This window comes from Butyricicoccus sp. AF18-9LB (genome assembly GCF_027684505.1).
In the GTDB taxonomy this organism is placed as follows: domain Bacteria; phylum Bacillota; class Clostridia; order Oscillospirales; family Butyricicoccaceae; genus Agathobaculum; species Agathobaculum butyriciproducens.
On the sequence record NZ_JAQCWA010000039.1, the window covers coordinates 1 to 14,918 of the forward strand.

Annotated in this window: 15 protein-coding genes and 1 pseudogene; 6 read left to right on the plus strand and 10 right to left on the minus strand. The window is 55.9% G+C overall.

Annotation, left to right across the window (positions count from 1 at the left end):
• Window positions 1–96: 96 nt before the first annotated feature.
• A complete protein-coding gene (gene acrB / locus PGY33_RS13570; protein WP_118361149.1) occupies window positions 97–897 on the minus strand; it encodes an acryloyl-CoA reductase electron transfer subunit gamma in 801 nt (266 codons plus the stop codon).
• Between the two features lie 21 nt (window positions 898–918).
• A complete protein-coding gene (locus PGY33_RS13575; RefSeq protein ID WP_110435953.1) occupies window positions 919–2,070 on the minus strand; it encodes an acyl-CoA dehydrogenase in 1,152 nt (383 codons plus the stop codon).
• Window positions 2,071–2,424: 354 nt separating this feature from the next.
• On the opposite strand from PGY33_RS13575, the gene asnB reads away from it, so the two are divergent.
• Window positions 2,425–4,254, plus strand: coding sequence for an asparagine synthase (glutamine-hydrolyzing) (asnB, locus tag PGY33_RS13580; protein ID WP_117489125.1), 1,830 nt, complete (start codon window positions 2,425–2,427; stop codon window positions 4,252–4,254).
• A 59-nt stretch (window positions 4,255–4,313) separates the two neighbouring features.
• Here asnB and PGY33_RS13585 read toward each other — a convergent pair whose 3' ends face one another.
• Window positions 4,314–4,772, minus strand: a complete 459-nt coding sequence (locus PGY33_RS13585) for a heme-degrading domain-containing protein (protein ID WP_118481351.1) — start codon at window positions 4,770–4,772, stop codon at window positions 4,314–4,316.
• Between the two features lie 89 nt (window positions 4,773–4,861).
• Between PGY33_RS13585 and PGY33_RS13590 the strand changes: the two genes are divergently transcribed.
• From PGY33_RS13590 to PGY33_RS13600, 3 genes are read left to right on the plus strand one after another with little or no spacing between them, the layout of a single operon-like run.
• A complete protein-coding gene (locus tag PGY33_RS13590) occupies window positions 4,862–5,290 on the plus strand; it encodes a carboxypeptidase regulatory-like domain-containing protein (RefSeq protein ID WP_117489129.1) in 429 nt (142 codons plus the stop codon).
• Window positions 5,291–5,304: 14 nt separating this feature from the next.
• Entirely contained in the window at window positions 5,305–6,729 is a 1,425-nt protein-coding gene (locus tag PGY33_RS13595) for a peptidoglycan-binding protein (RefSeq protein ID WP_118481350.1), read from the plus strand.
• Entirely contained in the window at window positions 6,730–7,299 is a 570-nt protein-coding gene (locus PGY33_RS13600; RefSeq protein WP_118286044.1) for a peptidoglycan-binding domain-containing protein, read from the plus strand.
• Between the two features lie 46 nt (window positions 7,300–7,345).
• On the opposite strand, the gene PGY33_RS13605 is transcribed toward PGY33_RS13600, so the two are convergent.
• The 6 genes from PGY33_RS13605 to PGY33_RS13630 form a co-directional block, all read right to left on the minus strand.
• A complete protein-coding gene (locus PGY33_RS13605) occupies window positions 7,346–8,125 on the minus strand; it encodes an ABC transporter ATP-binding protein (protein ID WP_110435947.1) in 780 nt (259 codons plus the stop codon).
• Window position 8,126: 1 nt separating this feature from the next.
• On the minus strand, window positions 8,127–9,068 hold the full coding sequence (locus PGY33_RS13610; protein ID WP_118481349.1) for an ABC transporter permease: 942 nt from the start codon (window positions 9,066–9,068) through the stop codon (window positions 8,127–8,129).
• A 194-nt stretch (window positions 9,069–9,262) separates the two neighbouring features.
• Window positions 9,263–10,429: a cation diffusion facilitator family transporter gene (locus PGY33_RS13615; protein ID WP_118361163.1), complete on the minus strand. Its 1,167-nt coding sequence runs from the start codon at window positions 10,427–10,429 to the stop codon at window positions 9,263–9,265.
• Complete coding sequence (locus tag PGY33_RS13620) at window positions 10,426–10,710, minus strand: DUF1294 domain-containing protein (RefSeq protein WP_118361165.1); 285 nt, start codon at window positions 10,708–10,710, stop codon at window positions 10,426–10,428. The genes PGY33_RS13615 and PGY33_RS13620 overlap by 4 nt, the downstream gene beginning before the upstream one ends.
• Before the next feature lie 467 nt (window positions 10,711–11,177).
• Window positions 11,178–12,095 carry a zinc dependent phospholipase C family protein gene (locus PGY33_RS13625; RefSeq protein WP_270479066.1) on the minus strand — a complete coding sequence of 306 codons (918 nt, stop codon included), beginning with the start codon at window positions 12,093–12,095 and terminating at the stop codon, window positions 11,178–11,180.
• Window positions 12,096–12,219: 124 nt separating this feature from the next.
• On the minus strand, window positions 12,220–12,801 hold the full coding sequence (locus tag PGY33_RS13630; protein ID WP_158574695.1) for an ECF transporter S component: 582 nt from the start codon (window positions 12,799–12,801) through the stop codon (window positions 12,220–12,222).
• 147 nt (window positions 12,802–12,948) lie between these two features.
• Here PGY33_RS13630 and spoVAC point away from each other — a divergent pair, with 147 nt between their 5' ends.
• Window positions 12,949–13,398, plus strand: a complete 450-nt coding sequence (gene spoVAC, locus PGY33_RS13635; RefSeq protein ID WP_117489141.1) for a stage V sporulation protein AC — start codon at window positions 12,949–12,951, stop codon at window positions 13,396–13,398.
• Complete coding sequence (locus PGY33_RS13640; RefSeq protein ID WP_270479067.1) at window positions 13,395–14,552, plus strand: hypothetical protein; 1,158 nt, start codon at window positions 13,395–13,397, stop codon at window positions 14,550–14,552. Before spoVAC ends, PGY33_RS13640 begins: the two co-directional genes overlap by 4 nt.
• Before the next feature lie 177 nt (window positions 14,553–14,729).
• Here the strand turns inward: PGY33_RS13640 and PGY33_RS13645 are convergent.
• Window positions 14,730–14,918 (minus strand): annotated as a pseudogene (locus PGY33_RS13645) (dihydropyrimidine dehydrogenase); the annotation flags it as partial.

The following is a 14,918-nucleotide window of genomic DNA, read 5'->3' on the forward strand; positions in this document are numbered from 1 at the left end:
AGCTCGCCCTGGCGCTGCTCACAGAATACCCATACGCCGGAAAAATCGGCGAGGTTGGTGTTATTAAAATCAGCCATTGTTCTGTTCTCCTTTCAATCAGATAATATGCTTCTTCAGCAGTTCAGCCGCCAGAGTCTCACAGGTAGCCTTGTCAGCGCCCTCGAGCATCTTGCCCTGACCCTTCTGCGGGGGAGTGAAAGACTTGAAGATATTGGTGGGAGAACCCTTCAGACCAATGGTGGTCGGATCGATCAGCGGATCGTCCTTCAGGGTGTTGTAATCATATACGGAAACCGGAGCGGAGTAGCAGTCCATGATGCCGCCGAGGGACATGTAGCGGGGCTCGTTCAGCTCCTTAATGCAGGTCAGCAGGCACGGGGTCTGGGTCTCGATGGTCATGTGGCCGTCCTCGAGCATACGCTTAACAACAACCTTGTCGCCATCCTTCTCGATGCCGGCAACGTAGGAAACCTGCGGGATGTCCAGCTTCTCAGCGATCTGAGAACCAACCTGAGCGGTATCACCGTCGATAGCCTGACGGCCGCAGAATACGATGTCGTCCTTCTCCAGGCCAACCTTCTTAACAGCAGCAGCCAGGATCTGGGAAGTAGCAAAGGTATCGGAACCGCCGAACTCACGAGCGGAAACCAGAACGCCTTCATCAGCACCGCGAGCGATCAGCTCACGCAGCATGCCCTCTGCCGGGGGAGGACCCATGGTGATAACAACGACCTTGCAGCCGGTAGCGTCCTTCAGCTTCAGAGCAGCCTCTACAGCGTTCAGGTCGTCCGGGTTGGTGATGGTCTGCATGGATGCACGATTCAGGGTGCCATCGGGATTAACAGCAACCTTGCCGGAGGTATCCGGAACCTGCTTTACACAAACAATTGCCTTCATAGTTCAGTTTTCCTCCTTTTCTTAGCGCAGAACCTGACCAGCGATGACCATTCTCTGAACCTGAGAAGTGCCCTCGTAGATCTCGGTGATCTTAGCGTCACGCATCATGCGCTCCATCGGGTACTCACGGATGTAACCGTAGCCGCCGTAAATCTGTACGCACTTGGTGGTAACGTCCATTGCAACCTCAGAAGCGTACAGCTTAGCCATAGCAGCTTCCTTGGTGAACGGCAGACCAACATCGTGGTTGAATGCAGCACGGCGAACCAGCAGACGAGCAGCGTCGATCTGGGTTGCCATGTCAGCTACCATCCACTGCAGGCCCTGGAACTTGTCCAGAGTCTTGCCGAACTGTACGCGCTCCTTCATGTACTGGATAGCCTTATCCAGAGCGCCCTGCGCGATACCCAGTGCCTGAGAAGCGATACCGATACGGCCGCCGTCCAGGGTCATCATAGCGATCTTAAAGCCGCCGTTCTCCTTGCCCAGCAGACGGTCTGCCGGCAGATGAACGTCCTCAAAGATCAGCTCAGCGGTCTGAGAACCACGGATGCCCATCTTGTGCTCGATCTTGCCGATAGAGAAGCCCGGGTCGTCCTTGTCAACGATGAACGCAGAAATGCCCTTGTTGCCCTTGGTCTTGTCGGTCATAGCAAATACAACGTAGGTATCTGCACGGCCGCCGCCGGTGATGAACACCTTGGAGCCGTTCATGATGTAGGAGCCGTCCTCCTGCTTAACAGCCATGGTCTGCTGTGCAGCGGAGTCAGTACCTGCGTTCGGCTCGGTCAGGCCGAATGCACCGATCTTGGCGCCTTCCTTCGGCTCGATCAGCGGGCGCAGCCACTTTTCCTTCTGCTCCGGGGTGCCGAAAGCGTAAATCGGCCAAGCACCCAGGGTGCCGTGAGCGGACATGATGCCGCCGGTGGTACCGCATACGCGGCTCATCTCTTCGATAGCGATAGAATAGCAGATATAGTTACCGCCGGAGCCGCCGACTTCCTTCGGGAACTGAATGCCCATCAGGCCGTACTTCATCAGCTTCTGAACGGTTTCCTCCGGATAGCGCTCTTCCGCATCGATCTCAGCTGCGATCGGCTCTACTTCGTTCAGAGCGAACTCGCGGCACATCTTCTGGAACAGTGCTTCTTCTTTTGTAAGCCTAAAATCCATGCCATAAACCTCCCAAATAAATAAGTAATGCGGATACGCACAAAAACACAGCGCACACGGTCAGTGGCCGCAGCGCCGCGTCCAGCGATACCCTTGTTTGGAGCATGTCTATCTCTATTATATCGTCCGAAAACCATTTGTCAAGGATTTAACATTCTTTTTACTGATAAAATCCTGCCGCCAAATTTTGTGCGTTTCTTCCAATACTCGGCATAAATGAACGCAGATCGCACGCAAACCGCGCATTTTTCCGCCAACGCTTTCCTTTTTAAGAAAATTTCGGATTCCACCTCATATTTCCCGTTTCGAGTGCATATAAAAGAAAGAAATCACTATTTTCAGGAGGAACTGCCTATGTGTGGTATCGGCGGTTTTGTGGATTTTGAACGGGATGCACGCCGCGGCGGACCCATCCTGCACGGCATGAAGCGCACGCTCACGCCGCGCGGCCCGGATGCCGAAGGCACGTATTTTGACGAGGACACAGCGCTTATCCATCGGCGGCTGATCGTCATTGATCCGGAGGGCGGCAAGCAGCCAATGTGCTCTCCCGACAGGAATACTATCCTTATATATAACGGAGAGTTATATAACACACCGGAATTGCGTAGAGAACTTATGTCACGCGGGCACGAGTTTGTCGGACATTCGGACACTGAAGTGCTGCTGCACGCCTATCTCGAGTGGAAAACCGACGCATTTGCGCGGCTGAACGGCATTTTCGCCTTTGCCATCTGGGAGAAACGCGAGCGCCGACTGACGCTCTGCCGCGACCGACTGGGCGTGAAACCGCTGTTTTTCGCTCCCATCCGCAACGGTCTGACCTTCGGTTCGACCATTGACACCGTACTCTGCCATCCGGAGATCGAGCCTGCGCTCGACGAGGATGGTCTGCGCACGCTGCTGCTGCTCGGTCCGGCTCGCCCGCCGGAATCCGGTGTTTTTCGGCAGATTTTCTCCCTTATGCCCGGGCATTTTGCGATTCTTACGCCGGAAGCCTTCACCGATCACACCTACTGGAAGCTCGAGGCGCACGAGCATGAGGACGACCTGCCGACTACCATCGAGCACACGCACACGCTCATCTGCGATGCCGCCCGCCGTCAGTTGGTCAGCGATGTGCCGCTGGCGTGTTTCCTGTCCGGCGGACTGGATTCGTCCATCCTGTCCATGCTGGCGGCGAAAGATTACGCGGCCCGCAGCGAAACGCTGCATACCTGGTCGGTGGATTATCGGGACAACGATAAATATTTTACAAAGAGTATATTTCAGCCCAATAGTGACGATTCGTATATTGATCAAATGGTGGATTTTCTCGGTACGCACCATCATCGCGTTGTGCTCGAACCGGAGGCACTGTGCGCGGCCCTGCTCCCCGCGACGGATGCGCGTGCGCTGCCCGGCATGGCCGATGTAGACTCCTCCCTGCTGCTGTTCTGTGCGGCCGTCAAGCGCGGCGGAACCACCGTTTGCCTGTCCGGCGAGTGCGCTGACGAGTTATTCGGCGGCTATCCGTGGTACCACCGTGAGGAAATTCTGTTTGAAGATACGTTTCCGTGGTCACGGTCGGTCGGTCTGCGTCTGGGTCTGCTCACACCGGATGCCGTTAGAAATGGCGAGGAATTTGTGCGCCAGCACTACCGCGACACCTGCGATCGTGCGCCAAAGCTGTCGTCCGATGACAAAAAAGCAGCCCGGATGCGTGAAATGTTCGTGCTCAATCTCGACTGGTTCATGGCGACCCTGCTCGACCGCAAGGATCGCATGAGCATGTACTCCGGTCTTGAGGTTCGCGTGCCCTTCTGCGACCACCGCATTGTCGAGTATGCCTATAACATGCCGTGGGACTTCAAATCGCTCGAGGGACGCGAAAAGGGCATCGTGCGCCGCGCGTTCGTCGATGAACTGCCCAAAGAGATCGTTTACCGCAAGAAAAGTCCGTATCCGAAAACCTTTCATCCGGTTTATACCCGCTTGTGCGCGGACTATGTCCGCCGTATTTTCGAGGATAACACCTCGGTCACCGCTTCCCTGTTCGACCGGAATGCCGTGCAAAAACTCATGCAGCGGCCGGAAAGCCTTACCGAACCGTGGTTCGGACAGCTGATGCGCACCCCGCAGATTTTCGCGTATATCATCCAGCTTGACCGATGGTTTCGGCATTATCATGTCAAAATAGTATAAAAATAATGGAGAATGAAAAACGATACGTTCATCTTCCATTCCCCATTTAAAATGCTCAATTATGCGAAATACTCCGCCAGTGTGTTAATGATAAGCTGATGATCATCCACATGATCCGGATAGCCGGAAACGCAGATGGAACCGATCACGCCGGTGCCGCGCAGCCGGATCGGGAAACCGCCGCCTGCGGCGTACTCGTTCGGGTCGAGCTTGCGGTCCGCGAAGGTCTCACCTGCGTCCTCCAGCTCTGCGAAAAACCGCAGCGAGGACGTTTCCATCAGGTCAACCGCATTGCGCTTGCGCGCGAGCCACAGTTCGCTGTCCGGCTTTGCGCCCTCACCGAAGCAGCGGAACACGACCAGACCGTTCACCGTAATCTCAACCGCAACCGGCTGCTCCTTTGCGTTTTCATGCAGCTTGAGGCCGATTTTCAGCGCATCCTCGCGTGAAAAATGCTCAAACTGAAACTTCTCCTCCTGCTCTGCACACATGGAGATCATTGTTTTGTAATCCTGCATACTGTCCCCGCCTTTCGAGATTTTGCCGCCTTTGCGGCTGTTACCTTTAGTATATCTGTTTTTTCACCTGCTGACAAGGAGGTTTTTTCATGGCTGAACTGACCGACGGCACCGCCGAACTGCGTGTACTCGTCACGACCGCATTAGGTGCACTGCCGCTTGAAAACGCCATCGTTTCGGTCTCCACCGCGCCGGATGATACCGGCATGCGCACGCTGCTTTACTCGGTCACGACCGACTCCGGCGGCATGACGCCGTCCATGATACTGACAACGCCGCCGCGCAGCAACTCGCTGAGTCCGGGCAGCGGTCCGCCGTTTGCGGTCTACACGGTCGAAATCTCCGCCGAGGGCTACACGCCGCTGACCGCACTGCACATCGCCATGTTCTCCGGCGTGCCGACCATGCTGCCCGTGGCGCTTACACCGCTCGCGGAAAACCAGAGCTTCGCGCAGACCGACCTGACCGCCACCGGTGCGCCGCAGGCACTCGATCCCGAGTTGCCGGAGAATCCGTAAAAGGAGGGATTGCTTTGCCCGAACCCTATGTTTCCATACCGGAAACCATCACGGTGCACCTCGGTGCGCCGTCCTCGAATGCGCAGAATATCACCGTACCGTTTGCCGATTACATCAAAAATGTTGCCTCGTCCGAGATTTATCCGACCTGGCCCGAGCAGGCCATCCGCGCCAACGTGTACGCACAAATGTCCTATGTGCTCAACCGTGTATTCACCGAATGGTACCGCGCGCAAGGCTACGATTTTGACATCACCAATTCCACGCGGTATGACCAGTCCTTTGTGCCCGGACGGGATATTTTCGAGAATATTTCCACCATCGTAGACGATATGATCGGCACTTACCTCACCCGCGGCGATTCCATCGAGCCGCTGTTCACGCAATACTGCAACGGCACGACCGTCACCTGTCCGGGCGGGCTTAGCCAGTGGGGAACCGTGCCGCTGGCCGAGCAGGGACTTTCCGCCGAGCAGATCTTGCAGTCGTTTTACGGCAGCGACATCAATTTCGTCACCGGTGCACCGCTCTCGCCCAATCTCGGCGGGTCATTTCCCGGTGTAACGCTGCGGCTTGGCGATTTTTCCGAGGATGTCCGCACGATTCAAACGCGCCTTAACCGCATTTCAACCAATTTCCCGAACATTCCGAAAATCTATCCCACAGACGGCGTGTTCAGCGCGGACACCGAACGCGCCGTGCGGGCGTTCCAGCGGCAGTTCAACCTCACCGAGGACGGTCTTGTCGGCCCGGCAACATGGTACCGCATCGCGTTCATTTATAATAATGTCAAGCGCCTGAGCGAGCTCAACAGCGAGGGACTGACCCTCAGTGAGATCTCCCGCCAGTATCCCGAACGGCTGACCGAGGGCATGAGCGGCCCGGGCGTACAGCTTTTGCAGTATTTGCTTGCCATCGTCGGCGAGTTTTATGACGCTCTGCCGCGCTGGCAGGCGGGACAAATCGACGGTATTTTCGGTCCGCAGACCCGCGAAGCCGTGGCTGCGTATCAGCGGCTTGTCGGCCTGCCCATCACCGGTGTGGTGGATCGAGAGACGTGGTATTCCCTGCTTTCCACCTACCAATCCGTGCTGCTCGCCCAGCCTGAGCAGGAGTGGCTCGAAGAATTTATCGGCCTGCCGGAAACCTTTCTCGTCAAGGGGATGCGCGGCGAAGCCGTGCGGCAGGCGCAGCAGCTCATCAACATCATCGCCCGCGGCTACGCCGAAGTGCCCGCTGTCACGGTAGACGGCATTTTCGGAGACGCGACCGAGTCCTCGGTGTCAGTCATCCAGTCGCTGCTCGGTCTGCCCACCACGGGCGCTATCGGCCCGCTGACCTGGGAAGGCATGGCTGATCTCGCCGAAACCGTGCTGGTCGGCAGCCAGAGTGCCAGAGGACAGTATCCCGGCTATCCCGTTGGAGAGGAGGCAACGTGATTGTACACCGATGCACAAAAATGCAGCCATATTTTCGATTTGCAGACCTTTCTGCGGCGTATTCAGCAGGCTGAGGGCAGTGCTGCACCGCTCGTGCCGGACGGCATCTGGGATGCAAAGACTGCCGCTGCCGTGCGCGAATACCAGCAGCAGAACTGCCTTCCGGTGACGGGCATCGCCGACCAGCGCACATGGAACGCCATCTACGCTACATATGCCGCGCTTATCGCCGCCGATGCACTTCCCATGCAGACGGCATTCTTCCCGCCGGAGAGCGATGCCGTGCTGAAGCCGGGCGCGAAAAGTCCCACGGTGTATGTGCTCCAGCTCATGCTGGGCGAAACTGCGCCGCATTATAACCGGATTGCCGCCGTGCCGCTCACCGGCGAGTACGATGCGGATACACAGTCCGCTGTCAGACATGCACAGAAAATTTTTCAGCTGCCCGAGACCGGCATTACCGATCGAGCCACATGGCAGGCACTGACAGGGCTGCACAATGCTTTGTTCCAGCGGACACCGCTCGGTTGGCAAATCAATGGAGAATTGCGATTGGAAAATGAAAAATGAACACAAAAAGACCCCGAAACCAGGTTCCGGGGTCTTTCTATTCGCCTTATTCGCTGAGCAGCATACGGTCGCTCTCGATATTGAACTTCTCGAGCAGGTCGCGGACGGTAAGGTTCTTCTTTTCCTCACCGCGGATATCAACGACAACGCGACCGGCATCCATCATAATCAGACGGTTGCCGTACTGGATGGCGTTCTTCATGTTATGCGTTACCATCAGTGTGGTGAGGTTGTCGCGTGCGACGATCTCTTCGGTGATCTGCAGCACCTTATCTGCGGTTTTCGGATCGAGCGCTGCGGTATGCTCGTCGAGCAGCAGCAGATCCGGCTTGCGCAGGGTGGCCATCAGCAGGGTCAGTGCCTGACGCTGACCGCCGGACAGCAGACCGACCTTACTGGTCATGCGGTTCTCCAGTCCCAGACCGAGCGTTGCCAGCTTTTCACGATACAGCTCGCGTTCCTCGTTCGTGATACCGGAGCCGAGGCCGCGCTTCTGACCGCGGCGGTATGCCAACGCCAGATTCTCCTCGATACCCATGGTAGCGGCAGTACCCATCATCGGGTCCTGAAATACGCGGCCGAGGAAACGCGCGCGCTTATGCTCGGGCAAATTGGTCAGATCGTAGCCGTTCAGATGAATCATGCCCGCATCCACCGGATACACGCCTGCGATCAGGTTCAGCGTGGTGGACTTGCCGGCGCCGTTGCCGCCGATGATGGTGACAAAATCGCCGTCCTCCAGGGTCAGGTTCAGGTTGTCAATGGCACGCTTTTCGTTTACCGTGCCCGCGTTGAAGGTCTTGTAAATCCCTTTGAGCTGCAGCATGTTACTTGGCCTCCTTCGCATCAGTCTTTGCGGCACTCTTGGCTGCACCGCGGAAATACTTGCCCTTCCAGTACGGAACAGCAAGGAAGATTGCAACGACGAAAGCCGAGATCAGCTTCAGGTCGTTGGTGTTCAGGCCGAGGTTGAGGACCACCTGAATAACCAGATAGTACACAACCGCACCGAGCGATACGCCGAGCAGGCGCAGCGCAAAGTTGCGGAAAATACGGCTGAATAGCACCTCACCGATGATGACAGCGGCAAGGCCGATAACGATAGCGCCACGGCCGGCGTTGACATCCGCGAAGCCCTGATACTGGCAGTACAGCGCACTTGCCAGCGCAACCAGACCGTTGGACAGCATCAGGCCGAGCACCTTGACAAAATCCACGTTGATGCCCTGTGCACGGCTCATGTTCGGGTTTGCGCCGGTCGCACGGATGGAGCAGCCGAGCGCCGTACCGAAGAACCAGTACAGCAGCGCGATAACCACAATCGTAAAGACAGCCGCAACGAAAATCGGATTTTCGATAGTCAGCTTCTTGACGTTGCGCAGCGATACAAGCAGCTTGTAGTTGTCCGGATTGATCGCTACATTTGCTTTTTTGTCCATAATGCGCAGGTTAATGGAGAACAGCGCCAGCTGTGTCAAAATACCGGCCAGAATCGCCGGAATACCCATACAGGTATGCAGAATACCGGTAATCAGTCCGGCCAGCATGCCGGCAAGGAAAGCGCACAGCATTGCCACCCATACATTCGCGCCGTGCGTCATCATAACGATGCACACCGCACCGCCGGTCGCCATCGTACCATCGACGGTCAGGTCGGCCAGATCGAGCACCTTAAAGGTGATGAATACGCCGATCGCCATCAGTCCCCAGATCAAACCCTGCGCCACTGCACCGGGAAGTGCGGAAAGCAGGCCCGAGAAAAAGCTCACTTAAATTCCCCCAAACAATAATGTTATCTGATAAAGCGTAAAAACGCTATCTTCATTATAGCAAATTTTCGGGTTATTGCAATGATAACTTGCCGTTTTCGCGGATTATTTTGTTTCCTACCGTTTTTCTATGCTATTTTTAGCAGAAAAAGGAGATGCGAAAGCACCTCCTTTTTCTGCTTATTATTTTCTTATCACATCTGATGATCGAGCGTTACAACCGGATTATAGCGCGAGTCGATCGCTTTCAGGCTGTCATAGATCTTCATCAGCAGGTCGCGTTTGGCATCCTCATCATAGGAAAACGGCACAACAACGTCGAAAATCAGGTTGATCTGGCGTTTGCCGTCCACTACGCGGAAGTCGTGCATGGTAAGCTGTCCGTCGATCTCACGGAGCACGCCGTCGGTCTGCTCACGCAGCGCGTTGACATACGCATTATTGATATCGATCGGATCCATGTGAATGACTAGATACACACCGGTCTGCTGCCAGACACGCTTTTCGGCCTCGTCGATTTCCTCGTGCACAGCCACAAAGTCCGAGTCACTCGGCACCTCAGCATGCAGCGACGCAATCGAGCGTCCTGCGCCGTAGTTGTGGATGATCATATCGTGTACGCCGACAATATGGTCGGATTCCATTACAATCCGCCGGATATTGCGGGCAACCACCGGATCGGCGGCTTCGCCGAGCAGCGGCGCAACCGTATCCTTCGCAATGCCGATGCCCGACCAGAGAATGAACGCGGCAACGGCAACGCCCACATAGCCGTCCACCGGCAGCGTGGTAAACCGGCCGGCTACCATGCCGAGTACGACAACAGCCGTGGTGATAACATCATTACGGCTGTCCTGACCGGCAGCCATCAGCACCGGAGAATCGATTCTGCGGCCGATATTGACGTTGAATGCGCCCATCCACAGCTTAACCAGCATGGATACGGCAAGAATTCCCATCAGCACCGCCGAGAACGCTACGGCAGCCGGATGCAGAATGCGGTCGAGCGAGGTTTTGAAAAACTCGAAGCCGACCAGAATGATGATGAACGAGACGATCAGTCCCGCGATGTACTCGGTACGTCCGTAGCCGAACGGGTGCTTCGCATCCGGCTCCTTGCCGGAAACCTTGAAGCCGACAATGGAAATCAGGCAGGACAGACCGTCCGACAGGTTGTTGAATGCGTCCGCCGCGATGGAAATCGACCCTGTAAGCAGACCAATGATCAGCTTGAGTGCAAACAGGAACAGGTTGCATGCCAGTCCGACCGCGCCGGACAGCACGCCGAATTTTTCACGCACCTGCGAATCGCCGGTGTTTTCCGCATCGCGGATGAAAATATGGATAAGTGCGTTTGTCATAGCAGTCCCTTCATATACAGAATGTTATAAACACCAACAATAATTGCTCCCTGTAGAACCATAATTGCCGGTATGCCGAGCATGAAAATATGGTGCAGGGTCTTGTGACGGATGATGAGCATGGTGGCGTACACGCCCGGCCCGCCGCCAATCAGCGCCCAGAAAAACAGCGTGCGCTCGGGCACACGCCTCCAGCCGCGAGCCGCGGCGAGCTTATCGTAAATACAGACAATCGCGCCGATGACGCTGACTGCAATAAAATAGTACAGCACATACTGCACGGTCGCTGCACCTCCTTTCGGATTTCCTACAATTTTACCACAGGCATTGCCGTATTGCAAAGAAATCAGGTCAAAAATAGCCGTGACTAACACAAAAGTAGCGGTGTCTAACAGAAAAGACGCCTTTTCAGGCGTCTTTTGTCAGTTTGTCAAAAAAGTATTATTTTAATTTTTACGCTTCGTGCGGCAGCACGCATAAAATAGAATTTGCGAAGCAAATTCATAAAAAGTCGGGGCGTGTACCTGACTTTTTATACAAGGGAAGAAAAAATGTGCCCGTTAGGGCGCGGTTTTTCTTCAGTATTCGCTCGAAAGCGTGGTTTCGAACGAGAGGCTGCTCGGAAAACGATAGTTTTTCGACAGCCTCACAAAAGACGCCTTTTCAGGCGCCTTTTGTCTTTTACAGTCTTTTTCCCTTGCAATCGCAATGACAAATGAAAAATGCACTCACATTTTATTTTTCATTATCATTTTTTCGGGTTGCCGCTGTCGAACGGCTCATCAAAGTGATAGTGCATCAGCCAGCCTGCGTCAAACTGCGCGGCGTACTGTCCGGCGAGCGAGGCGGCACGAATACGCGCCAGACCGAACAGCTCCGGAACGGAATCCGTGCGGGTTTCGTCCGGTTTCCACAGGTTATGCCACGGCTGATGAGCCAGATTGAGCACATCCCACGCCGGACGCTCGAGCTTCATGTGACCGGTGAGCAGGGCGCCTCGACCGAGCAAGGCTTCCGCCTTTTTCGCTCCGCGATAGACGGCGCGGCTCTCCGAATAGAGAAAACTCTCCCACGAGGTCATTTCCACGAATGAACGACGCAGATCATGCGTGGAAACATCGGCTCCGTACACGGTTTTGAGCACCGCGTGCAGCACAACCGACAGCACCGCCTGCTCGACCGGCGAAAGCCGGTAGCGTTCCTCCGGATCGAACTCGGTGATGGGGCGATGGCATGCGCGTTCATAGAGCAGATAGTCAATGTCACTTTCAATGCGGCTGTGCACCGCCGATGCGGACAGCTTTGAATTTTCAGCACAGAACCGCACCTGTTGGCAGTAAACATAGGGATGAATCTCGCTGTCGAGCGCATAATGGCAAACGAAGCCGTAGAAATACGCCGCTGCGATTTCCTGCGCGTCACCGCTCAGGTCGCGCACCGCACGCGAGAGCGCCGCAAACAGCTCATCCGTTTTCTCCGAGTGCATGCGGTTGCCCAGCTTGTGCAGCGGACTGCCAAACAGGATTTTCCGGTAAAACAGCGGGTCCGGTCCCTGACACCCCCAGAAAAAGCACGCCGGACGGCATGCCGCTGCCCGCTGCGCCGGTGCGGGAAACACCGTCAGTGCCTGCCTGCCGAATAGATGATGCGATACAAAATCCGCCATACTGTTTTCCTCCTCGCTGTGCTTTTCTTTAGATGATTACAGTATACCACGAAATCCGACTTTCTGCAAAGCATGGGAAACGCGCCTGCCGATAACCGACAGGCGCGTTTCTCAACGGATTTGCTTACTTTTCTGCCATATGGTGACCGAACGAGGTCGAATTCATCGCCTTCTGCAGCGCCGGCAGAAGCGCCATTGCAACAACTACCGCGATAATGATATTCGGAGGCGAGGTCATCAGCTTCGGAATATTGGCCACAAAAGCCGGAACCAGAGCACTGCCGCCGATCATCAGCTCAATAATGCCCTTGAGCATGTACAGCAGCGACGAGAACACCGCACCTGCAAGGCACGCCACAAGGTTGCGCGCAAATTTCTTTGCGGCAGCAGCACCGGCGTAAGCGATCACGCCGCACAGCCATGCCATCAGGAAGAAACGCAGGAAGGTGATCCACGCCTCCGGTGCGTACTCCGGCGTCATCAGGTCGAAGATCATCGAGCCGATACCGGCTGCAAGACCGCCGCGAACCGGTCCGAGCAGCAGGCCGCACAGCAGCACGAACGCGTTTGCGAGCTTGATCATGGTGGTGCCTGTCGGCGTCGGAATGCGGATGGACAGGAACATGGTAACAACGAATACCACTGCCGCCATCAGACCGATCATCACGATGTCGTACAGCGAAAACGCTTTTTTCTTGGATTCCATCATAAATCCCCCTGATCTGATATGTTTTATTTATCATACCGCGAATATGGTCTGTCGAAAATGGTCAGTTCGCATTTATTTTACAGGGTCAGATGGATAATCCCGGAACGGCTGGGCAAACTACGCGTACAGAAAGGGGAACCTTGCATGAAACTGGATAAACAAACCTATCAACAGCTGCTCGAACGCAAAAGCCCGAATTCGCCGCTGTGGCGCGACTGCCTGCTGGCGTTTCTCATCGGCGGTGCGATCTGCACGGCCGGCGAGGGTGTGCGGCAGCTGTGGCTCTCCCGCGGACTGGATACCGAGGACACAGCCGCCGCGACCGCCATCACAATGGTGTTTCTCGGTGCCCTGCTCACCTGCCTGCATTTGTACGAAAAGCTTGCAAAATATGCGGGAGCAGGCACGATTGTACCGATCACCGGCTTTGCAAACGCCATTGTTTCTCCGGCGATGGAGTTCAAAAGCGAGGGACTGATCCTCGGTCTGGGTGCAAAGCTGTTCGTTATCGCGGGACCGGTGCTGGTGTACGGCATTTCGGCAAGCGTCATCTACGGTCTCATTCTGTTTTTGACGGGAGGCGGTTCGGTATGATAAAGCGCATCGGCAAGCGCACGCTTGCGCTCGAAAACCGACCGTATCTGCTCGGACACGCGGCGGCAGTCGGCAAAAAAGAGGGCGAAGGCCCGCTCGGTGAGCGGTTTGACTATGTGGCGAAGAATGACCGGATGGGGCAGCGCTCGTGGGAACTGGCAGAGAGCGAGCTGCAAAAGACCGCCATCCGGCTTGCGCTGCGCAAAGCCACCTTGCCCGAGCGTTCGCTCGACCTGATCCTTGCAGGCGATCTGCTCAACCAGTGCATCGGCTCGTTTTTAGCGTCCATGCACGCGAATGTGCCCTATCTCGGACAGTACGGTGCATGCTCAACGATGGCACAGGGTCTTGCGCTCGGCGGCTGTCTGGTCGAGAGCGGCGCGGCAGACCGCCTGCTTGCGGCAGCTTCCTCGCATTTCTGCTCGGCAGAGCGGCAGTACCGTTTTCCGCTGGCCTACGGCGGGCAGCGCACACCAACCGCACAATGGACGACTACTGCGGCAGGCGCGGCTATTCTCGGCAGTGAGCCGGTGCCGAACGGCGCGGAGCCGTGCGATGTGCGCGTGACACATGTCCTGTTCGGCAAAATGGTCGAAATGGGCGTCAAGGACGCGGCCAACATGGGTGCGGCGATGGCACCCGAAGATGTGAATTTAGACCCATACATTTTTCGGCGCGCTGAGCGCTGTGTTTTGCATAAAACCTGCTGTTATCAGAACCATTCACTGGTATTCCCGTCCGAACGAACAAAAACAGACAATCCCCCTGATACCGGGCCGGCATCAAAGGGGATTTTATCTGCGCAAATGCTTTTCTTATCCAAACACCGCAGAGGCGAGCGGATAGACCACAACAAGACAGGCTGCAAGAGACAGCACAAGGAACACGAGGTTCGCCTTGAGCACACCGCGGACCGTCACATGCCCCGGTCCGAAGATGAGCGGTGCCGGCGCGCACGCGGACGGCGTCAGAGATGCCATAGATGCTGCGACACCGATGACAGCGGCGAACGCTCCCAGATGCATTTTGGAACCGGAGAGCAGCGCCAGACCGATATTGAAGAACAGCACCATTGTCACCACATTAGAGAGGAAATTTGTCATGATGAGTGCCGCAACCGCGAGCAGTTCGAGCAGCACCGGACTTTGTATTGAGCAGTACTCTCGTCCGTCCCTATACGGCCTGCTATATGATTTCTGTTCGTCGGTTTTGGAGTTTTCCGTCAGTTTTTGGCTGGCACCCGGCTTCCTTGTCGCTGCCATATCGAACGCACTGCAAAAACCAGGTTGCGGCTTAATGCACAACCTGGTTTTCCTCATATCAAGCAGAAATTACTTGTTCTTATTCTTAATGTACTCGTCCATCGCAGCCGCAGCGCGCTTGCCTGCGCCATCCTTGGAGGTGATGCCGTGCTCGTCATCAGCAACAATGCAGCCCTTGCGGTTGGTATCCAGACCCGGAGTCGTGTGACGGATCAGTGGGTTCGGGCTGGTGCCGATTGCCGCGATAACGCAGTCCAG

Excerpts from the sequence above, each read along its gene's own strand:
- asnB (WP_117489125.1), top strand. The coding sequence starts at position 2,425 with ATGTGTGGTATCGGCGGTTTTGTGGATTTTGAACGGGATGCACGCCGC.
- PGY33_RS13585 (WP_118481351.1), bottom strand. The coding sequence starts at position 4,772 with ATGCAGGATTACAAAACAATGATCTCCATGTGTGCAGAGCAGGAGGAG.
- PGY33_RS13640 (WP_270479067.1), top strand. The coding sequence starts at position 13,395 with ATGATAAAGCGCATCGGCAAGCGCACGCTTGCGCTCGAAAACCGACCG.
- PGY33_RS13630 (WP_158574695.1), bottom strand. The coding sequence starts at position 12,801 with ATGGAATCCAAGAAAAAAGCGTTTTCGCTGTACGACATCGTGATGATC.
- PGY33_RS13605 (WP_110435947.1), bottom strand. The coding sequence starts at position 8,125 with ATGCTGCAGCTCAAAGGGATTTACAAGACCTTCAACGCGGGCACGGTA.
- PGY33_RS13615 (WP_118361163.1), bottom strand. The coding sequence starts at position 10,429 with ATGACAAACGCACTTATCCATATTTTCATCCGCGATGCGGAAAACACC.
- PGY33_RS13625 (WP_270479066.1), bottom strand. The coding sequence starts at position 12,095 with ATGGCGGATTTTGTATCGCATCATCTATTCGGCAGGCAGGCACTGACG.
- PGY33_RS13590 (WP_117489129.1), top strand. The coding sequence starts at position 4,862 with ATGGCTGAACTGACCGACGGCACCGCCGAACTGCGTGTACTCGTCACG.
- PGY33_RS13575 (WP_110435953.1), bottom strand. The coding sequence starts at position 2,070 with ATGGATTTTAGGCTTACAAAAGAAGAAGCACTGTTCCAGAAGATGTGC.
- spoVAC (WP_117489141.1), top strand. The coding sequence starts at position 12,949 with ATGAAACTGGATAAACAAACCTATCAACAGCTGCTCGAACGCAAAAGC.
- acrB (WP_118361149.1), bottom strand. The coding sequence starts at position 897 with ATGAAGGCAATTGTTTGTGTAAAGCAGGTTCCGGATACCTCCGGCAAG.